The organism is Microcoleus sp. B4-C1, assembly GCF_036705285.1.
In the GTDB taxonomy this organism is placed as follows: domain Bacteria; phylum Cyanobacteriota; class Cyanobacteriia; order Cyanobacteriales; family Microcoleaceae; genus Microcoleus.
The window spans coordinates 1-19,821 of record NZ_JAUBUC010000111.1 but is presented as its reverse complement, the minus strand read 5'-3'; the positions used below and the strand labels follow the sequence as shown (position 1 = coordinate 19,821).

General features: G+C 45.2%; 17 protein-coding genes. 12 read left to right on the top strand and 5 right to left on the bottom strand.

Annotation, left to right across the window (positions count from 1 at the left end; genetic code table 11):
* Positions 1-383: 383 nt before the first annotated feature.
* Entirely contained in the window at positions 384-1,466 is a 1,083-nt protein-coding gene (locus QUB26_RS28060) for a DALR anticodon-binding domain-containing protein (protein ID WP_333246521.1), read from the bottom strand.
* Positions 1,467-1,821: 355 nt separating this feature from the next.
* On the opposite strand from QUB26_RS28060, the gene QUB26_RS28055 reads away from it, so the two are divergent.
* From QUB26_RS28055 to QUB26_RS28035, 5 genes are all read left to right on the top strand, one after another.
* The gene (locus QUB26_RS28055; protein WP_333320615.1) at positions 1,822-2,649 is read left to right on the top strand and encodes a Crp/Fnr family transcriptional regulator; all 828 of its coding nucleotides are present in this window, start codon (positions 1,822-1,824) and stop codon (positions 2,647-2,649) included.
* The gene (locus tag QUB26_RS28050) at positions 2,582-3,442 is read left to right on the top strand and encodes an HAD-IB family phosphatase (protein WP_333320613.1); all 861 of its coding nucleotides are present in this window, start codon (positions 2,582-2,584) and stop codon (positions 3,440-3,442) included. Before QUB26_RS28055 ends, QUB26_RS28050 begins: the two co-directional genes overlap by 68 nt.
* A gap of 248 nt (positions 3,443-3,690) precedes the next feature.
* Entirely contained in the window at positions 3,691-4,320 is a 630-nt protein-coding gene (gene mtnB / locus QUB26_RS28045) for a methylthioribulose 1-phosphate dehydratase (protein WP_333320611.1), read from the top strand.
* A gap of 84 nt (positions 4,321-4,404) precedes the next feature.
* Entirely contained in the window at positions 4,405-5,454 is a 1,050-nt protein-coding gene (locus QUB26_RS28040; protein ID WP_333246512.1) for a patatin-like phospholipase family protein, read from the top strand.
* 210 nt (positions 5,455-5,664) lie between these two features.
* The gene (locus tag QUB26_RS28035) at positions 5,665-6,477 is read left to right on the top strand and encodes an MlaE family lipid ABC transporter permease subunit (RefSeq protein ID WP_333053101.1); all 813 of its coding nucleotides are present in this window, start codon (positions 5,665-5,667) and stop codon (positions 6,475-6,477) included.
* Between the two features lie 302 nt (positions 6,478-6,779).
* Here QUB26_RS28035 and QUB26_RS28030 read toward each other — a convergent pair whose 3' ends face one another.
* Complete coding sequence (locus tag QUB26_RS28030) at positions 6,780-8,294, bottom strand: SGNH/GDSL hydrolase family protein (protein ID WP_333320609.1); 1,515 nt, start codon at positions 8,292-8,294, stop codon at positions 6,780-6,782.
* Between the two features lie 207 nt (positions 8,295-8,501).
* Here QUB26_RS28030 and QUB26_RS28025 point away from each other — a divergent pair, with 207 nt between their 5' ends.
* The 3 genes from QUB26_RS28025 to QUB26_RS28015 all read left to right on the top strand — a co-directional run bounded on the left by QUB26_RS28025 (position 8,502) and on the right by QUB26_RS28015 (position 10,364).
* Positions 8,502-8,846, top strand: a complete 345-nt coding sequence (locus QUB26_RS28025) for a Dethiobiotin synthetase (protein WP_333170930.1) — start codon at positions 8,502-8,504, stop codon at positions 8,844-8,846.
* 160 nt (positions 8,847-9,006) lie between these two features.
* A complete protein-coding gene (locus QUB26_RS28020) occupies positions 9,007-9,255 on the top strand; it encodes a hypothetical protein (RefSeq protein ID WP_333108562.1) in 249 nt (82 codons plus the stop codon).
* Positions 9,256-9,971: 716 nt separating this feature from the next.
* Positions 9,972-10,364, top strand: a complete 393-nt coding sequence (locus tag QUB26_RS28015) for a hypothetical protein (protein WP_333246508.1) — start codon at positions 9,972-9,974, stop codon at positions 10,362-10,364.
* Between the two features lie 115 nt (positions 10,365-10,479).
* Here QUB26_RS28015 and QUB26_RS28010 read toward each other — a convergent pair whose 3' ends face one another.
* Together QUB26_RS28010 and QUB26_RS28005 are read right to left on the bottom strand one after the other, a co-directional pair.
* On the bottom strand, positions 10,480-11,766 hold the full coding sequence (locus QUB26_RS28010) for a glycoside hydrolase family protein (RefSeq protein WP_333246506.1): 1,287 nt from the start codon (positions 11,764-11,766) through the stop codon (positions 10,480-10,482).
* A gap of 298 nt (positions 11,767-12,064) precedes the next feature.
* Positions 12,065-12,724 (bottom strand): NAD(P)H-binding protein, encoded by a 660-nt coding sequence (locus QUB26_RS28005; RefSeq protein ID WP_333246504.1) that lies wholly within the window; start codon positions 12,722-12,724, stop codon positions 12,065-12,067.
* A gap of 117 nt (positions 12,725-12,841) precedes the next feature.
* Here QUB26_RS28005 and QUB26_RS28000 point away from each other — a divergent pair, with 117 nt between their 5' ends.
* From QUB26_RS28000 to QUB26_RS27990, 3 genes are all read left to right on the top strand, one after another.
* Positions 12,842-13,555, top strand: a complete 714-nt coding sequence (locus QUB26_RS28000) for a DUF1997 domain-containing protein (protein ID WP_333246502.1) — start codon at positions 12,842-12,844, stop codon at positions 13,553-13,555.
* Positions 13,556-14,434: 879 nt separating this feature from the next.
* Positions 14,435-16,648 carry an ATP-binding protein gene (locus QUB26_RS27995; protein ID WP_333246500.1) on the top strand — a complete coding sequence of 738 codons (2,214 nt, stop codon included), beginning with the start codon at positions 14,435-14,437 and terminating at the stop codon, positions 16,646-16,648.
* A 229-nt stretch (positions 16,649-16,877) separates the two neighbouring features.
* Positions 16,878-18,344 carry a response regulator gene (locus tag QUB26_RS27990; RefSeq protein ID WP_333246498.1) on the top strand — a complete coding sequence of 489 codons (1,467 nt, stop codon included), beginning with the start codon at positions 16,878-16,880 and terminating at the stop codon, positions 18,342-18,344.
* Between the two features lie 226 nt (positions 18,345-18,570).
* Here the strand turns inward: QUB26_RS27990 and hisG are convergent, their stop codons facing one another.
* A complete protein-coding gene (gene hisG, locus QUB26_RS27985) occupies positions 18,571-19,215 on the bottom strand; it encodes an ATP phosphoribosyltransferase (protein ID WP_333246496.1) in 645 nt (214 codons plus the stop codon).
* Positions 19,216-19,413: 198 nt separating this feature from the next.
* Here hisG and QUB26_RS27980 point away from each other — a divergent pair, with 198 nt between their 5' ends.
* A complete protein-coding gene (locus tag QUB26_RS27980; protein ID WP_333246494.1) occupies positions 19,414-19,683 on the top strand; it encodes a hypothetical protein in 270 nt (89 codons plus the stop codon).
* Positions 19,684-19,821: the final 138 nt, after the last annotated feature.

Here is a 19,821-nt window from a genome sequence, read left to right as displayed (position 1 = left end):
CCGTCCAAAAAGGACGGGCGGGACGCCCATCCCACAATAACAATTAAAATTGTAAGTTATTTAATTCGCGATCCTAAAGAGTAATATCATGTCCGATCGATTGACCATAATATTCCGGCCGGGGCGGGTTTTTGAGATTGTCAATTATTGGCAGATATTGGCAGGTTTACCCGCCCCTACATGATTTTGGGCGAAGCGAAGCGGAGGGAATCGACCGGACATAATATAACGGGTTTTCGCAATTTGTGGGAAATTCGTTTAAGCGGGCAAAAATAACTCATTTCTCACTGCGATTTCAAAAATTAAACTTGCCCGAAACCAGCGCCGAAATACAGTAAAATACTTAATTTTATGTTATTTTTTACTTTTTTATACTGACTAATTCAAAGTTCTAAAGGAGCAATAGCGTTAAACAAATTTTCTAGGATAAATCGCAGCAAAGATTGAGTTGCTAATATTAAACCTAATCGAGCTTGGGCGAGTTGTGGCTGTTCTATTTTAACTTCTCCCCAAATTCGGCACTGGCTGTAAAAAATCTGAAATGCTTCGCTCAAACTATTGGCTAATTTGAAATAATTGACAGGTTGTTCGCGTTTTTTTACCTCAAAATTAGGATATAAATTGTCTAGCACTGTTAACAGTTGGGATATTAAACGGCGTTCTGCTGGATGCACTAACCGCAGTCGATCGCCCTCGTCAATCCAAGGGATAGGATTTGGACTCGCCAGCGACCAAATTTGCGGCGCTGTAGCGACATCGGGCTGGGCGATCGCAATTATCCGATCGCGGTGGGCCATTCGCAGCAGGGAACAGCAGCGCGCGTGGCTGTACTGAATGGGAAACAGTCGATCGGCACATACAACAGAAGATAATATTTTAGATTCTGAAACTGGGAGGTTCGTTTGAGCTAAACGCTGCAACCAGACGGCTAAACCTGCATCAGTCAACTCCAACTCAATAATTCCCGCCGGCGCGACTTTAACTGCGAAATCCGGGTAGCACAGCGGTTGGAGTGTTTCGGCCAACTCGGCCGCGATTGTCTGCGGTGTCTGCTGCCAAGTTTTAGCCAATTTCAGGGCGATCGCAGACAGGTACAGCAGCCGCGCGCTATCTTTACTCCGATTTAACGGAATTATTGCACCATTCTCAATAAGCTTTTTATGGGCGGGCAGGATGCCCACCCCAAAATCAAATTCACTCTTTGTGGAACAGGCATCTTGGGCGGGCAGGATGCCCACCCCACAACCAAATTCACTTGTTGTGGAACAGGCATCTTGCCTGTTCTTGAGAACAAATTCATCTCTTGTGGAATGGGCATCTTGCCCGTTCTTGAGAATGGTGCCACCTATGAGATTTAATGGAATTTTCCCTAGTGCCTCTTGCTGGCCGATCGCCCTTTGGAACCTGGAAAGCAAGAAACACTTCACTGTAACTTCCGGGCACTGCTCCATATTTGCTGTATCCATATCGGCTCATCCTACCGTAAGAGCAACGATCGACTGTTACCGCTTGCACTTTTCTTGTACGTTAAACTGCTGATCTCAGAGATAGTCGATCGGCTCCCCCGGACGAGGCTACATCGAATTAATCGGCTTTCTAGCGATTTTTTTGCTAAATATACAATAATTTACGACAAATTTTTTGCTGAACTATACCATTTTGATGTATTTTTTGCTACATTAAATATTTCGGTAAAACTAAGAAAAGTCAGCACAGTTAAGAAGCGTGCAAGCTCGATCGGGGGTTGGTTGTCTCACTTGGTATCGCACTGCTGGCAGAAGCTGTTTTTCTCACTCTTAAATATATCCCAGAGCCTCACTTATGCAATCAACTTCCACATCTGTAGAGACTATCGATCGACCTTTTATCACTTGGCAGCGAATTATCGACTGGGCCCAGGAACACTACCGCTGCCGGACTTTTAGCAAAGACGAGCGGATTCCCGCAAGACCCGGACTGCTGTATTTAGTCCAGAAAGGTTCTGTGCGGCTCGTAGGCAGTGCTCAAGTTAGCGCTGCTGCGGGGAAGTCAAAATCCGCTGACAAAACTACAGAAGAAGCTTTTTTGGGCTTCGTTGGCGCCGGTCAGCCCTTTGAACTGGTTGCTCAGTCTCCGTTTACTCTCCAAGCTTACGCTCATGCCGATCAAACTCACGTAGTGTGGATGTACTGGCACGACTTGGATAATTGGCCTCACTTTCGCAGGGAAATTTTGGATGCGTTTCGCTACCAACACCAGCGGAAACTTCTCTGGCTGAGCACTTTGGGACAGCGCCGCACGATCGACCGACTGCTGGGATTTCTCACTTTGTTGATCGAAGAGTTCGGCGAACCTTACGTAGGTGACGGCGAACCAGACGTGGTTCGGGGCTACCGACTGCCTTGGACATTGACTCACGCTCAAATTGGCAGCGCAATTGGCTCAACGCGGGTGACGGTGACGCGCCTGATGGGTAAGTTGCGATCGAAAGGTTTGATTAATACTGAGGATGATAATTTAATCTGTTTGCCGGCTAAGTCTAACCCCCAAAAGACAAAAAACCAAAAGCAGGAGGTAGAAGATTCCCTGGATGATTCCCTGGATGATGAAGATTCCCTGGAAGATGAAGATTCCCTGGAAGATGAAGATTCTCTCGAAGAATCTGCATAAAATCCTGCGGGAAATTGCCAACAAACAGCGCGTCACTATTAGTTTTGGGCAGTCGCGCTCGATCGCTCGACAGTGTAGGATAAATTGTGTAAACTTTTCCCGTTCTCGAAAGGTGCGACTGACAATGACCGATGACAAGCAAAAATCTTCAATCCCGAACAATCAGCAACGGGTGGTATTCTGCGACTTTGACGGCACGATAACTGTTGAAGAAACTTTTGTGGCAATGCTCAAGCATTTCGCACCGGAACTGTCGTCTCAACTGATGCCTGAAATCTACGCTAGAAGGCTGAGTTTGCGATCGGGAGTGAGACAGTTACTAGAGTCTATTCCCTCGGAACGTTACGGGGAAATTGTGGAATTTTCTAGGGGAAGGCTGATGCGGCCGGGATTGGTGGAATTGCTGGATTTTTTGGACAAAAAAAAGGTAGATTTTGCGATCGTTTCCGGCGGTCTTCGGATTATGGTAGAGACGGTAATGGGCGATTTGGTACACCGGGCGAGGGTTATTTACGCTGTGGATGTGGACGCTAGTGGCCCTCGCTTGCAAGTCAATTCTGAGTTTGAAGGAGATGAGGAATTGGTGTCTAAGGTGCGGGTGATGGGCCAGCACCCGGCCGAGGAACAGGTGGCAATCGGAGATTCGCTGACGGATTTTAATATGGCTTTGCAGGCTTCGTCGGTGTTTGCGCGCGATCGGCTTGCCGAGTATCTAGACGAACAACAAAAGCCTTATACTAAATGGGATAATTTTTTTGATGTGTTGGAAAATTTGTCCCAAAAATGGAATTGAAACTATCGCCTTTCTCAGGTAATATAAATTCCGTTTGCATCGGTATTGTATGATGTTAAATTTTGTAGGGGCGGGTTCACCAACAATAATTGCCCATAATAAACAATATAATAAACCCGCCCCCGTGCAGATAAGTCCGATGCTACTGGATTTGATATAAGGTACGCAGTGCACACCCTACTTTTAGATAGATCGGCGCAATTCCTATTAACGTAAAAAGTAGATTAAAAATTGAGGATTTGTAAAGAATGAGTGGCGATTTGAGATCGGATTTAATTGCAGCAGCCAAACATTTTTACGATCGCGGTTGGATGGTTGGGACTGCTGGCAATCTTTCAGCCCGCTTACCAGATGGCAGTTTCTGGATTACCGCTAGTGGCCGCGCGAAAGGGCAGTTAACTGAACAAGATTTTATCAGAATGAACTTAGACGGCGCAATTGTCGAGCAACCTGTTGCCGACAGCCGCCCTTCTGCCGAAACCAGCATTCATTTAGCCGTTTACAATTGTTTTCCAGACGCGAAAGCTTGCTATCACGTCCACTCCATCGAGGCAAATTTAGTTTCTCGGCTAACCGCAGGAGATGCAGTGCCTTTACCGGCGATCGAAATGGTGAAAGGTTTGGGGGTGTGGGAGGAAAACCCGCAAGTGTCGATACCCCTCTTTACAAATTATTTAGAAGTCCCTAAGATAGCCAAGGAAATTTGCGAATTCTTTGCCATTTGTGCGCCCTCTGTACCCGCTTTGTTAATTCGCGATCACGGCATTACAGTCTGGGCAGAGTCGCCAGCCGCCGCCTACAATTACGTAGAAATTGTAGAATACATTTTTCGCTATACGATCGCAGCCCGCCAATTAAATTTAGATTTGAAATTTTAGATTTTAGATTAAGCGGTGCATGGATTCGGAGGCTTGGGGATTTGAGATTAGCAAACGAGAAAATATTCAGAATAGGCAACAATTATGGCGAAATATACCAGAATTTTATCCATAGATGGAGGCGGAATTAGAGGAATTATTCCCGCGCAAGTTTTAGTTAGCGTTGAGTCAAAGCTGCAACAGAAAAGTGGCAACCCAGATGCGAGAATAGCTGACTATTTTGATTTAATCGCGGGAACGAGTGCGGGAGGAATTTTAACTTGCATCTATTTGTGTCCCGATGCCGAAAATCCCAGCAGGCCTCGGTGGGCAGCCCAAGACGCTGTTAATTTTTCGATTGAGAGTGGCCGCGACGTTTTTCAGACTTCATTGTGGCAAAAAGTCAGATCTCTAAATGGTGTGAGAGATGAGAAATATCCCAGCGAGCCCTTAGAAAAATTATTTTGGGAAAATTTTAGAGATTGCAAACTCAGCGAACTGCTAAAACCTTGTTTAATTTCCAGTTACGACATCGAAAGGAGAAAAGCTCACTTTTTCGATCAAATAGATGCTAAAGAATATCCAGCCGAAGACTATTTTATTAGAGATATCGCCAGAGCCACATCGGCAGCTCCCTCTTATTTTGAGGCTTCTAAAATCTATTCTTTTAGCAATGAATGCTACGCTTTAATTGACGGGGGAGTATTCGCCAACAATCCCGCACTTTGTGCTTATGCAGAAGTTAGAAATAAATTCAGAATTCCTGACAATGACTCCTACCGAGGCCCGAAAGCAAAAGATATGGTAATTTTATCCTTGGGAACCGGAGAAGCTCAGAAAAAATACCCCTACGAAAAAGTAAAAAATTGGGGTCAAATTGAGTGGGTAGAGCCTTTGATTAATATCATGATGACGGGAGTTGCTGAAACTGTAAATTATCAACTAATTCAAATTTATGATGCGGTTGAAAAACCGAATCAATATTTGAGAATTACTCCCGATTTGAGCCACGAACAACCGCTGCAGATTGATGATGCCTCGGAAGAGAAAATATCAGATTTGCTGAGAATTGGCAAAGAGCAAGCCGAAAAGAATAATGAACAGTTAGATAAGTTTATCGACTTGTTACTTGCTCCCGTAGTCCTAGGATTTTAGATTTTAGTCATATTGTAGGGTGGGTTGGGCGCGGCGATTAAGTTAAGTCACCAATAAATAAATCTTAAACCGCGTCTAACCCACCAACCGCAGGGCCCAGAGACAAAAAATATATGTTGACAAATCGTGCAATAATTGCTGTAGGATTGCCGAAAATCTCTATTTAGCAGTGCTTCGCCCTGTTTGCAATTAATCGCGAGCCCTCCGTCAGTGGTTAAGAAATACCAAGAAAAGCGCGATCGACATTTAGATGAAACCTTCAATAACAGGTGGTTTCAGCGGTTTTTTTTGACGTTGTTCCTGGGGGGCCAAGTGCTGCTACGCATACTCCAAGGCAAAATTGACCGTCGCAAAATCATGGAACATTTAGTAACAGTAGGCCTGGATTCTTTCCGATCCGTGCTGCTAATAGCCTTTTTTGGCGGCATGATTTTTACATTTCAATCAGCCAGAGAATTGGTGCGGTTTGGGGCAGTTGGGGCGATGGGAGGTGCGTTTGCGGTGGCATTTTGTGGCGAATTAGCACCACTTTTAACGGCGGGCGTGGTGGCGGGACAAGTAGGTTCGGCCTTTGCGGCGGAGATAGGAGAAATGCAGGTGACGGAACAAATAGACGCCCTGTATATGTTAAGAACAAATCCGGTTGATTATTTAGTAGTGCCGAGGGTGATAGCTTGCTGCATCATGCTGCCGATTTTAACAATTTTTGCGGTAGCGGTGGGAATTTTGGGCGGGCTATTTGTAGCGGTTCATTTTTATAATTTGGAACCGTCGGTATTTTTGGAATCGGTGCGGACTTTTTTGGGGCCTGGGGATTTAGTAACTGTGGTGATTAAAAGTTTTATTTTTGGGTTGATAATTGCCCTTGTCGGTTGCGGTTGGGGATTGACGACGGTGGGCGGAGGGAAAGGAGTAGGCCAAGCTGCAACGGCGGCGGTGGTAACTTCTTGGGTGTTGATTTTTGTAGCAGATTTCTTTTTATCGTTGTTGATATTTCACGAGTTGAGGATGCTCAAAGGTTGATAATCTTGGCGATTATAGCAGGATTCAGGAGTCATTCGATTTTAGATTTTAGATTTTAGATTTTGGATTGACCCCACGGATAAATGCGGGGGACGCAAGGATTTTAGATTTTAGATTTGGGATTGATTCCATGGATAAATCACGTGGCGGGTACTATCAAGAAATTCTTGGTCAAGATGCTTAAATATTAAGGGTTTGAACAATCATCAACCCGAGTGCCACCAGGATTGCTATAAAATAACATGAAGATTTTTTAAACCGCAGATGAACGCAAATAAACGCCGATAAAATTGCATCAGCGTTCATCCGTGTTCATCCGCTGATATCTGCGGTTTAAAACTCTCAACTTCAGATGGTAGATTGGAGAAGGAGAAAGGAGGGCGATACACTCGAATTGCCTGGATTGGAACTTTCCCATCTGTTTCGGGAACGATTTCGAGGGTGTGTTTGGAGTTGCTCAAATTCTGAGCCAATGTTGTAGAATACTCGCGGCTTGAATCTGTAATTTGTGGAGGAACGTATGAATCAACAAACATTGGTCGCACTTGCCAGGAAATTTCAAAGCCTTTAGGCGTCGGTTTTTTAGACTCTTCATAAGAATTTTTCAGCCACCAGTTTCTCGGTTCAATCACGACGCGGCCAGAGTTTGAGACAAACATTTCGTCGTTTGTACCGCTGCCGTCGTAACCTGTTTTAGAACCTATAACGTCAAATTTAAACTTGCTGGCGTCGCTGTTAATTTCAGTGATTATGGCTTTCCAATCTTCGACGATTAGCGGTTTTTGACTGGATATTTGGATGATGGCCGGCAAACCGACGCCAAGAGTAACGCTAGGTCTGGTGATGCTGTAAAGTTCAGGAAATTCTGAGGGTTTTTTGCCGTCGATCGCAATTATAGCAGAAATTGCCTTGCCGTTGAAGGTTTTATCGGCGATCGCATCTATTCTATTTCCTTCAAATTCTAAAACCAACTTGCCATCTTGCCACTTAACATCCCTGCCAACCGTATAGGTTTTTACTAAATCCTGCGGCGGTTGAGGAGAATTTGGCTTGTATTGCAGATGCGGTTTTATCAGGGCCGCTAGGAGAAAGTTTCCCCAATCGTTGAGGTGAATGCTGTCGCTCAATAGCTGTTGTGGCTGCAAGCGATTGTCTTTCAAATACCTGCGCCAAGGTTCGCGAATTTCGGCGATTTCGCAGCCGTATTTATCGGCCAACTCCGGCAGCCATTGAGTAGAATGAGTGTTGTGCCATTCGTATCTTTTGACTGAATTTGGATCGTCGCTGTTGTCGGTCGGCATCCAGTCGATGTGGTCTGAATGCAAGAGTATTTCGCTAGCAGTGCGGCTGCGGACATTGGCAATTATGGCTTCGTAATCTTCACCGCCTCCGTAGACGTGAAAAATTAGCAAGTCTGGATAAAAAGGATACAAATCGTGTTCGCTGGGACGGATTAAAATCGGGGCGCCAAATCCTCCGATGGCCCGATTTTCCACAATCAAATCTGCATTGGGAAATCGCTGTCTTAAATCCTTCACTACATCTTTCCACCAATCTTGTTCTGTGATGGATTGACCGTAGAATAGGATACGCACTTGGCGGCGGTCTGTTGGAGTGCTAGCAGCAAGTAGCCCCATCGTCCTTTGAATCCTTGCTCCAAAACTAGCATTATTTTCAATAGGAGCGGGTGGGGGGAATGGCGTATCGGCTGCTATTTTTTTGATGAGCGGAACTAACAGAAAGCTCAGACACAAAAAAAGCAGCCACAAGTAGCGATAAATCTTGGATTTTCTGCTATTTCCTGGGTGTTTTGCCATTGTTTTATTTTTCCCTGTCCGTTTCACTTCGCTCAAGGCGACTGTGGGATGAATGCTACCCCTCTATCAGTAGCTGTAGCCTGCTTATGGGCGCACCTCACCAGTAGCTGTAGTTTAGCCTGTATGGAAATATATTACCAACTTGAGCGAGACAAAAAGTGATATAATACCAGCTAATTAATTGCACTCCGATCGATCGCACGTCAAATGGATTACAAAACAGCCCGCAGTTTTCTGATCGACCAAGGAACCGCCCTGGAAACCAAGAAAAATCCCGACGCCTTCCTGATGCGTCTCAAACAAGGTCAACCGCCCGTACCCGGACAGGTGACATCGATTTTATTAGCTTTAAAAATATTGTTTGAGAGTCTGCAAGAATCTCCAATGCTCGATCGACAATTAATCTCGGCACTGCATTTACTGTCAGTAGAAGGTTTGCAGCAATTTGAAGCTGGACTCCGCAGAGGAGTTTCTTGGCCACCGCTGCTGAAGGAAGACTTAAATCGAATTGCGATCGCAGTCAAGAATATCTTTTCCGGCGTCTGGCAATAATTAGCTCAGCAACCACCGATCCCGATACCCACCGCCAGCCAACTCAATTTTTTTTATACAATTATTTGTAAAATTTTATGTTAATCTTGCTACATTTACCCTCGAATTGTGGCATCTTAATATAAGAATCACTTCAAACAAACAATTGGAGATACTACTCATGAACGCTGAAGAAAAAGCTAGACAACTAATTGCACGAGAAAGGCAGCATAGCGAACACTTGCACGAATCTATGCTCAATCGTTCCTCCCACGAGCTAGAAACACATGGGGAGGGAATTGCTGAAGAAAAAGCCAGAGAATTAATGGCTCAAGAACGGCAGCACAGCGAACACCTGCACGACTCTATGTTAAGCCGTTCTTCCCAAGAGGTAGAGGCATCGATCGCACCGGATGACACTGACAAATAAATTTTGTAAACACAAGACTTACGGACACATACCAATAAACCTGGTTTTTATACCATTTTTCATACCATAACAAAGGGCTGTAAAAATGTTTTTGTATAAACAACCAGGTTTCTGAGTCTTGCAATAGTTCAGCACAGCAAAACTCTACTCAAATCGAGGAGGATTTTAGGTGCAATCAAAACAGCCCCTGCTCGGTTGGCCGCCGCTATCACAAGCATCCACGCGCCATATATAGCAATAGAAAATGCCAGGTTCTACTCCTCGCGAAAGCTTTCCAGGGATGCCAAAAGAGCTGGCAGTCCCGCTAGCGCAGCCGACACCAGAGCCTCATCTTTGTAAACTCGAGATAGCCGAATACGGGTACTTTTAGACGCAGAGGTGAAAGAGCCTCGCCGTTGGGAATTTCCGGTTTCAACCCGCCCTAAATTTTGTGTTTCTCGCGTCACGCCAAACATAGCAGTATCCTCGCAGTATCGTCAATTAATCCCTAAATATGCGCCCGTAAATTTTCTCACGGCTTGCTGTATGTTTCTATTATTACTCAGATAGGTAACAGAGATGAAAGCATGAAATAATTATTCACGATAGATAGGGATCAACTTAAACTGCTTAAGGGCTTTTATTAATTTGTTACACGGCGGGTTTGTTTCAGCCGCCCACGACGACACAGACACCAGCAACCAAAATCACCGATTTCACAAGAGGAACCCGGATCAATGATGCTAACTCTTAGTGCAGCAACAGTTATAAGTCAAATCAGGCCGACTGTCGAAAGCTTGCGCGATGGAGACTACCGCTACCGAGACTCCTTTGCGATCGATCGACCTTTTCGAGAAATTCAATTTCGCAAACAAGCCAGATACATCACCGGCAGCGATTCAGACAAACGCACGGGCAAAAGTTACTGCTTCCGGGGCATCCCCCAGCACAACAACATTATTAACATCACGGTAGCGATCGAAATTTCCCCAAAAACAGCACAGAAAACCGAGTGGAAATTAGCACCGGGAAACCCCATTAATTTCGACAGGCTTTATCCCCTGCAAGCAGGGCCGGGATTAGAATTGTACAAATGTTTGACAGCATTTTTACCAAAATTGAAGGATTAGTTATTCGTGACTTATTAGTGGTTATTTCTTAATCGCTTTGCCTTGTTAATAACCAATAACATTCGTTAACCGTTAACAGTTAACACTTAACAGTCAACCGTCAACATTTAACTCCCTAAGAACCAGCATTTTCCAATTCTTCCCGCAGCATTTCCCGGTAGACTTTCGGCAAACGAGAACTCATAGAATTGGTTTCAATTCCATATCCCAAACTCGTCCAAGTTCCCGAAAGCATCCGCAACACGTCAGTTAATCTTTCCTGCCGCAACATCTCAGGAATATCAGCTTTCCAAAACTTGCGATCGCTCAACCAAGCATAAACCACAGCATCCTGATCTTCTGGTTCAAAACTGTAATCTTCCCAGAATAAAAAATTAGCACGACGCGCCTGATAGCGCTTAGCCTTCTCCTTCCAAGTCGTAGTCAGAAATTGATACCTGCCCGCAGCGGTAGTACACCTGCCTCGATTCGGGCCATTAACAATCTTCACGCACCAGTCAGGATGGCGGCTCAAATCTAATATGTATTTGCCACCGTAAACAACGTGATAAGGGCGAGCAACATTCGACTCGCTAGCAGAAATAGTACGCATCAGCGCCCGAATATAAGGATCGCCCGTTTTAATAGCCAGCGGCGGGAATTTTCCCCGCCCGCTTACCGACTGCGACAACTGCTGATTTCCCCGCAAACTGTCAACCAAAAAAACACCGCCGCCAATCACAGCGCCGATTAAAAGTATAAATCCGAGGATTTGAATCTCTGCTCGCCTCAGCAAACCTCTTTTGCGACGGCTCAATTTCTCAGCTTCTAGCCAACTCATTTCCATTTCCGAAATTTCGGCCAATTTTCGGGCCGCCCGCATCCGGCGCACCCGAAAATCGTATTGATATAGCGGCGCGGCTACCAGCGTTAGACTCGATAAAACCCCCGCCAATTTAATCAGCCAGAAATCTAATTCACCGGCTACGGCAACATTTGTCAGAGTAGATATTCCTGTTAGTAATTGAGCCGGATCGATCGATCGCGCGGGCCAATAAAAAATCGAAAGTTGCACCAACAGCGACAGATTAAATGCAAAAAAAATCACTACAACAGCATTCAAGCCTTCTCGCAAGTGCGATCGAATACCCGTATGGCGGCGCTTGAACTTGCGCGCAACGCGAAAGCGCCCCGGCAGCATAATTAGTAAGGGATTTAAGATTTTGACTGCTAAAAAGTGACAAACAAAGAACACAGGCAACTGAATCAGCCAAGCCGCCAGCAGTAGAGTCAGAAAGCCGATATTGTCGCTGACAAAAGGAATGCCCCTGCGAAGGACAAAACTAAAACTCTGAGCGAGAGCAAATGCCCTTAACCACGAAATCGGATAGGGGAACCAAGCTGGCCACTTGAGAGTTTTCATGCTGGGAGAACGAAAGTTTAAGGGCGAATGGTAAAACTATTAAGATTTTGCCAGATTTGGCGATCGGAAAACTGGCAATTCCCCTGCGGTTTGTACTGATGGGACTTGCGCGCTGATGCCCAGAAACCGGGTTTTTTAACCAAAAACTTGCCTAAAACCCTCAATCTCGGTAAAAAAACCCGGTTTCTTTGTTCGCTACCTGGGCCTAAAGAAACCGGGTTTTTTACCTTTGTGCTGGCTGCAACGGGTATTTTCGTGAAAAAACCCGGTTTCTGGGCACCCGTGCGTCCTAATTCAATCAAATCACACTGGCAAACAACTCCTCAAAACTCTTTTGCGGAGCCTCCGACTTCGCCACAATTTCCACAACCTTGTTGCGAGAAGTCGGCTGAAACAGCGCCTCCACGCACACTTGGGCTACCTTGGTGCGGGGAATGCTGCTCTCAAACATTTTGTCCGCACCAGTCATGACGATCGCATCTGAATTATCCTCATTTTTGAGACCGCCCGGACGGACGATCGTATAAGTTAGGCCGCTTTTTTGCAAATACTCCTCGGCTTGTTTCTTCCAAACGAGAATCAGCCAGAACAAATTCAGCGGGTGAAAAAACTGAGAGACGCACAGAGAAGTCACCAGCACAAAATGCTCAATGCCCTTAGCCTTAGCTGCATCCACCAAATTTTTAGTACCTTCAAAATCCACCTTGTAAGGCGCTGTCGGGTCAAAACCAGGGGCCGCCCCTGTCGCGCACAGCAATACCGTACTATCGCCGATGGCATTGCCCAGGGAAGTCGCATTTAATACATCCCCTGTAACTAACTCAGCCTCCGGTGGTAAAATTTGTCTAGCTGTCTCTAGATTTCGGACTAAGGCGCGCACGGGAATACCTCGCTTGACTAATTCTGCGACGATTCGGCGGCCAGTCTGACCTGTGGCTCCTGCTACAAATGCTTTCATATGTCGAGTTATGCTGAACTAGGGTAAGTTTTGTTGCTATCAATTTCTCAATTGTAGGGAGGAAACTCCCTTAACACATCCCCAACCCGACCGGTGCGTATTACAGGAGAGTATAGAATGAAGCAAGATTCCGCTGAATATCAAACTTTTGAAGCTTCTGACGAAAATTACTACCCAGATGCGAGTTTCCGACAGCCCGAAAGTGGAAGCGCGGATGCACCAGAGGAAGTTGAGCCGATTTGGTTTCACACGCATTTTGAAGACAGCATGGAGATGTACGCCGATGCGGAGACGGTGGCGAAGCATTTGAACAACCACAAGAGTTGGTTTTGCCAGTGCGCTTCGCCGATGAAGGCCCAGCCGATCGGAGAAAACGGCTATGATTTATTAATCGGGCGTTTTGGGGCTTTTGGCTACCGCGTTGAAGCGAGAATTGGTTTAGAATTGCTGCCGCCGGATGCTGAAGGCTGCTATTTGATTAAGACTATTCCGGTTCCCGATTATACCTCGCCTGGGTATGAAGTGGATTTTCGATCGGCAATGAAGCTAGGGGAGATACCGTCTCAGGAGTTTGCCGCCGATTGGCCGAGATCGGAACGTGCTAAGCTGCCGCCTGTGATTACCATTACTACCTGGAAGCTGGATTTGGCTGTGGGGGTTTGCTTTCCCAAGTTTATTCGATCGATGTCTCAACCTTTAATAGAAAAAACCGGCGATGCGCTTTTGGAAAAAATCATCAAACAAGTTAACCGGCGCTTGACTTATAAAACTCAGGTTGTTTTTCACGAAAGTTTGGGCATTCCTTTTCCGAAAAATCCTAAGAAACATTAAGCATACTTACGCTTTAACCTGTACAGCATTTAAATTGTATGTTAAGTGTGGGAGTTCCTGCCCAACCCCTACTCCCCATAAGAGTAAAGATTTATTTGACTCTGCAATTTAAATGCGGATTAGCTTAACTCACATTTGTAGGGTGTGCACTGCACACCTTACTCATAAGTGCGATCGTCATAACTCATACCCTCGTAGATTTTCGACTTCTGCGTGAGCGCTCAGTCGCACAATTTTAGATTAAATTATGGGGAATAACTGATTTTGTATGGGTTGGGATCGCGAGCCTAAAGTTGCTTTTTTGAAACTGATATCACTTTCTCCGGGTGCTTAGAGCGAGCCTTATGCCTAGGTTTTTGAATCCAACACTTGCTTTACCAGTTAACCCCAATCATCAAGTTATTGCTAATAAAATTTAAGGGTAAAGTCATGATTGCATTTTGACATATAGCAATTCTTGCAAAAGTCGTAATTTTTTTACCCCACCCCAACCCTCTCCGAACGCGCTGGGAGTCCGTAAGAAATTCACAAATTATTTAGGATTGCTATATACTGATTTCTTATCAGTGGAATTAGTTTTTATTATGATGGGTCAATTTAGCACAGGGTTGGACACAATAGTTTCAAGTCAGATGCCCTCAAGTTCGACAGTATTGTTATTAAAAGATTCTGCTTCTTTCATCATGCTTTCCCTCCTTATTGCCTGATGATTAAGCAGTGTAGCCGACGCAGTTTAAAGGTGGCTGCGATCGCCCTCCGAAACTAGCAAGTGTCTCAGATCACAAGGCAGATCGATCGCCCTCACTGCCAAAAAACGTAAAGTTATGTCAGATTAAGTAAGGGGTTATACAATAACTCTTGCCATATCTGTAGAAAGTTATGACAACGAAACTAAGAGCTACACACACAGAGAAAATGGAGAGAGACTTGCACCAGTTGAGGGCAGACCAAGAACTGATTCTCAATCAAGTAGACAATGCGATCGCTCTGTTCGACTCGTCTGATTGCTTAGTTTTGTTTAACAAAAAATTGGCGGGAATCTGGGAACTGTCCCCAGAATGGCTGGAAACAAAGCCGAAGTGCCACTTGCTGTTTGCGGAAATTGTCGATCGGGGTTACTTGTCCCTTCAGCAGTGGCAAGAGTTTCAGCAAGCACTCGAAAAATCTCAGGATGAAAGTTTATCATTTTATTTCGAGCAATCCAATGCGGTTTGTTTGGAGGTGTGCGCCACGATTACCAACAGCGGCGGACGGCTGTTTACCTTTAGAGACGTTACGGTATACCGAAACTCCCAAGCTAGCTTGAACGCAGAAGTCAGGCGTCTGAGCTTTCTTTTAGGTTTAACCGAACGCCTGCAAAAATCTGACAGTTTGCAAGAAATAGGTCAGTTTGCCCTCACCTATTTAGTAGAGGCAATGAATGCAGCTTTCGGAGATGTCAAGGTGATTAACGGCAAAGGAAACGATCGCCAAGCGTCGGGGATTTGCAACCAAGTTTCTAGTCAATTTTTGGCTACTTACGGGGAACCAGTAGTCGCAGGAATGCAAGAATTGCTCGACCAAGGCATTCCCTACGGCATCGGTTTGCTGTGGGAAGTGGTGAAAACTGGTAAACCTGTGTTTGTCGAGGATTATGCCCAACATCCCAATGCCGTGCCGGAATTTCGCCATCCGGGAATCGGACAACTCGGTATTTTTCCGATCGCAGCTACCAACGGCACAATCATCGGAGTGCTGACGCTGGAGTCCCGCAACATCAAAAAACTGCAAGCCGCCGTCCACCAAGACGTACTCGAAGCTGCTTGCCGGACTCTGGGGGCGGCGATCGAGCGGGCTCAGACACAAGAGAACTTGCGCCAAGTTAACGAAGAATTAGAGTATTCTTCTCAGTTGAAATCCGAGTTTTTAGCCTCAATGTCCCACGAATTGCGGACGCCTCTCAACAGCATTCTCGGCTTTTCTGACTTGCTGCTGCGGCAAACGGCCGGACAGTTGAGCGATCGACAAATCAACTATGTAGAACTGATCGAAAAAAGCGGCCAGCACTTGTTGCAGCTAATCAACGATATTCTCGATCTTTCTAAAATTGAAGCCGGGAAAGTAGAACTCAACTTACAGCCTGTTCGCGTTCAAGAACTGGCGACAGACTGTATGAAAATGATGCAGCCACGGGCAGACAAAAAGCGGATCGGTTTGTCTTTAGAACTCGACAACCGTATTACTAAAGTTTGGCTCGACGAACGGCGAGTGCGACAAATTGTGATTAATTTACTTTCCAATGCCATCAAATTTACCCCCGAACAGGGACAAGTTAAACTCAGCGGGCGTCTGGCCTACGGCAGCGAAATAGACGGCGACTACCGGCCGGATTGTTCTCCTGTAAATGCCAGCACTCCTTATTTTTGTTTTGAGGTGGAAGACTCCGGCATCGGCATTCCTCAAGACCGCTGGCACTTGCTATTTCGACCTTTTCAACAGGTAGATTCTTCCCTGACTAGGCGCCACGAAGGTACAGGTTTGGGTTTGGCTTTGACTAAGCGTTTGGCAGAATTGCACGGGGGAACTGTTTCTTTTCAATCTGTTTGCGATCGGGGAAGTCTTTTCCGCGTTTGGCTGCCTTTGACGGAGATGCGTCAACAGTTGGGAAACTTTGCTTCTTGTGCTTTGGATACCAAGTTAGTTCCTGCTTCTGCGATTGCCTTACCAATTGGCAGCAAGCGGATTTTGGTTGTCGAAGACCAGCCTTTTAACCAAATGTTAATTTCTGAGGTGATGGAATTGGAGGGGTACGGGGTAGAGATACTTGCGGATGGGAAGGCAATGGCCGATCGTATTCTCGCCGCCTCTGCTGCCCCGGAGTTGCTGCCGGATTTGATTTTGATGGACATTCAGTTGCCGGATGTGGACGGCTTTGAGTTGATGCGCCGAGTCAAAGCAGATCCTGTCTGGGAGTCGATACCGATGATTGCGGTGACGGCGATGGCGATGCCCGGTGACAGTCAGCGATGTTTGGAAGCTGGCGCTTCTGCTTATTTAAGCAAGCCACTGGATTTGAATTTGACGATCGCAACTGTCCGTTCTTTTCTCGGCTAACAATAATTATTTGCAGTTCCAGCACTGCCATTTATGATAATTGATAACAAGAAAGGTTAAACTCAAGATTAGATAAATATCTATATGACTTGCCCGCACTTGCCTCCGAAAGCCTGTTCCTACGAAAAATATTGAGTTTAGTAAGGAGAAATATACCAATTAACCCGTTTTCGAGCTTCCCCACGCGCAACTCAAGAGCTAAATTCAATATAATATTATATCATATTCCATGTCAAACAAGTCGCCCTGCATCATGTTGGTTGATGACGAGCCAGCTAATCTGACTTTACTGGAAGAGTTATTGCACCTGAAAGGATACGCTACAGTATCAGCGCTATCTGGCGATGAAGCGCTCTCCCTCGCCCGCGCCTCTCGACCTGATTTAATTTTATTAGATATTATGATGCCGGAGATGGACGGTTTTGATGTGTGCGAGATCCTGCGGAAGGATACGGCATTGCAAACGGTACCGGTGATTTTTTTGACGGCCCTCGATGATGATATGTCTCGCATCAAAGGGTTAGAAATGATGGCAGATGATTATTTGACAAAGCCTTTTAACAGTCGCTTGTTGCTGGCAAAAGTCGAAAATATTTTGCAGTTGAGTCAAATGCGATCGCAAGCAGTATCTTCCCAATTCCACCAGCAGGTAAAAGAACAAAGCAAACGCCAAATTGCCGCAGCTTGGGAAGCCAACGAATATCTGTCAGAAAAATTTCAGCTATTTGTGCCAGAGCAACTTCTGGGACGAATTGCGCCGCAAGGAATAGAATCAATTCAGTTGGGCAATGCCACAGAAGAAGAGCTGACTGTTTTATTTTGCGACATTCGCGGGTTTACTGCGATCGCCGAATCTCAACAAGCTCGCGAGACTTTTGAATGGTTGAACGCTTTTTTTACTAAAATGAACGAGTGCATCACGTCTCACGGCGGGTTTATTGACAAATACCTAGGCGATGCAATCATGGCAGTATTTGACAAGCCAAATTCTCACGCCATGAATGCGATCGAAGCCGCAGTAGCAATGCAAGAAACTTTGCAAGAATTTAATGCCAGTCGCCACAAATACAATTTAGAATTTCCCGTCAATATTGGTACGGGAATTAACACAGGTATCGGCATGATCGGCACTTTAGGTTCCGATCGTCGCATGGATTCTACAGTCATCGGCGATGTGGTAAATACAGCTTCTCGGTTAGAAAATTTAACTAAAATATACGGCTGCCAAATTATTGTTAGCGAAAATGCCATTGTTCATGCGAGAGAATTTCTAAATGGCATAAGTTCCAACTCCCACTCAAAAGAAAGTCTATTATTAAAGTGCGACTTAGAAGTGGAAACACAGGAGAGTATTATTTATACTTCTGGGGCGACTGCTGCTGACAGCCATTTGCCCAGCAACAATTATTACTATCGCTGGATCGATCGAGTAACCCCGCGCGGCAAGCAGCAAGCTATTGAAATCTACGAAATCTGGAGCGCCTCCAGTCCCGACTCCGAGGTAAAGCTGCTTACCCAGGTTTTATTTGACAAAGGAATTCAAGGATGGCAATCCGAAAGATTTGTCGCAGCCTTGGGATATTTTCAGCAACTAATAGAGCAAAACCCGGCTGATACAGTCGTCACTTTTTATATAAATCGCTGCCAAGAAAAACTAGGTTTTATACCTGTAAGTAAGCGCTCAGAAATCAACTAAATAGAACCAGTTCGTACTGAGGATTTCAGTCCTATTTCTTACGGCAAATACTAGCTCATAAAGATTTAACTTTTAGGGCGGGCTAGAAGCCCAACCCCTACTCCCCACAATAGTTTAGAACTCTGGAAAAAGTCGCTAACTATAGTGAATTGTATCTGCGTTGCGTTTGTGCTTTCCCTATCAATTAAAGATTTATCCAATAAGTCTACTCTAATTGGAGTTCGCATCAAACAGTCGTCAAAACTTGCTCTCTCAACTTCCCGATCAACTCATTCACACCCCCCGCATTCAAACGGTAACTCAGAGGATGACCGATTAAATAAGCCGAACTTTCAAACAAAACATCAATTTCCACCAAACCATTTTCTCGCAAAGTTTTGCCAGTCGAAACCAAATCAACAATTGCCTCCGACATACCCGTAATCGGCCCCAATTCCACAGAACCGTAAAGCGGCACAATTTCCACCGGCAAATTCAAATTGTGAAAATATTCCCTAGCACAGTGTACGAACTTAGAAGCAACTCTACCGTGAGGAGGCAAATCCACAGTTCGTCGATAAGAACTAGATTCCTTCACCGCCACCGACAGCCGACACTTGCCAAAATTTAAATCAATTAAATTGGCAACTTTCGGCTTTTTTTCCCGCAAAACATCATAGCCAGCAATCCCCAAATCCGCTTGACCGTATTCCACATAAACAGGTACGTCGTGCGTCCTTACTAGCAAAGCTTTGGCAGTGCCTGTTGGGTCATAAATTTGAAGTTGTCGGTTCGAGGAATCGAGAAAAGCACTGAAGTCTAATCCAACCGATTTAAACAGCCGAATGCTATCTCCTAACAATCCGCCTTTGGGAAGTGCAACAGTAATCATGTCAATTTTTAGAGTGTAAATTTCTAAATTTTAGAAGGGGGCGATCGCGGTCTAAGCAGAAACAGCTTTTACCCAACTCAGAATAACACATAGAGTTCATAGCTAAAAATAAATTTTGGGTATTGCTCGATGCTTTGTTTGAGGATATATTATATTTAGTAATTTTTTATTGAGTCACTTTTTTAAATGGCGGTCGGTATGGAAAACCATCAAGAATTTGAGGAAAATTTTTGGGAAAATTTTCACAGTGTAGACCCGGATTCCCTGAAAAAGATTACAGTAGATGAAATCCTCTCAGGCGGTGGTGTAGAGAGGGACGAAATGGACTATACAGTAGCTGTACCTAGCGCTAACCAGGCTAGGGTTCCCAGGGACAGAGGCTTCTCCTCTCATGTGAAATCAAGCGTTTTCGATCGCGCCCCCCGATCGAAGTTTGCAGAAAAACGCGGAACGCTGGGAGGCTGTTAATTTGACAACTCTGGGCCCTAGAAGGGCAGAGATTCTTGTATCATTCAGTCCACTTAGGATCGCGAATTAAATAACTTACAATTTTAATTGTTAGTGTGGGATGGGCGTCCCGCCCGTCCGTTTTGGACGGGCGGGACG

Excerpts from the sequence above, each read along its gene's own strand:
- QUB26_RS28060 (WP_333246521.1), bottom strand. The coding sequence starts at position 1,466 with ATGGATACAGCAAATATGGAGCAGTGCCCGGAAGTTACAGTGAAGTGT.
- QUB26_RS28055 (WP_333320615.1), top strand. The coding sequence starts at position 1,822 with ATGCAATCAACTTCCACATCTGTAGAGACTATCGATCGACCTTTTATC.
- QUB26_RS28050 (WP_333320613.1), top strand. The coding sequence starts at position 2,582 with ATGATGAAGATTCCCTGGAAGATGAAGATTCCCTGGAAGATGAAGATT.
- mtnB (WP_333320611.1), top strand. The coding sequence starts at position 3,691 with ATGAGTGGCGATTTGAGATCGGATTTAATTGCAGCAGCCAAACATTTT.
- QUB26_RS28040 (WP_333246512.1), top strand. The coding sequence starts at position 4,405 with ATGGCGAAATATACCAGAATTTTATCCATAGATGGAGGCGGAATTAGA.
- QUB26_RS28030 (WP_333320609.1), bottom strand. The coding sequence starts at position 8,294 with ATGGCAAAACACCCAGGAAATAGCAGAAAATCCAAGATTTATCGCTAC.
- QUB26_RS28025 (WP_333170930.1), top strand. The coding sequence starts at position 8,502 with ATGGATTACAAAACAGCCCGCAGTTTTCTGATCGACCAAGGAACCGCC.
- QUB26_RS28020 (WP_333108562.1), top strand. The coding sequence starts at position 9,007 with ATGAACGCTGAAGAAAAAGCTAGACAACTAATTGCACGAGAAAGGCAG.
- QUB26_RS28015 (WP_333246508.1), top strand. The coding sequence starts at position 9,972 with ATGATGCTAACTCTTAGTGCAGCAACAGTTATAAGTCAAATCAGGCCG.
- QUB26_RS28010 (WP_333246506.1), bottom strand. The coding sequence starts at position 11,766 with ATGAAAACTCTCAAGTGGCCAGCTTGGTTCCCCTATCCGATTTCGTGG.
- QUB26_RS28005 (WP_333246504.1), bottom strand. The coding sequence starts at position 12,724 with ATGAAAGCATTTGTAGCAGGAGCCACAGGTCAGACTGGCCGCCGAATC.
- QUB26_RS28000 (WP_333246502.1), top strand. The coding sequence starts at position 12,842 with ATGAAGCAAGATTCCGCTGAATATCAAACTTTTGAAGCTTCTGACGAA.
- QUB26_RS27995 (WP_333246500.1), top strand. The coding sequence starts at position 14,435 with ATGACAACGAAACTAAGAGCTACACACACAGAGAAAATGGAGAGAGAC.
- QUB26_RS27990 (WP_333246498.1), top strand. The coding sequence starts at position 16,878 with ATGTCAAACAAGTCGCCCTGCATCATGTTGGTTGATGACGAGCCAGCT.
- hisG (WP_333246496.1), bottom strand. The coding sequence starts at position 19,215 with ATGATTACTGTTGCACTTCCCAAAGGCGGATTGTTAGGAGATAGCATT.
- QUB26_RS27980 (WP_333246494.1), top strand. The coding sequence starts at position 19,414 with ATGGAAAACCATCAAGAATTTGAGGAAAATTTTTGGGAAAATTTTCAC.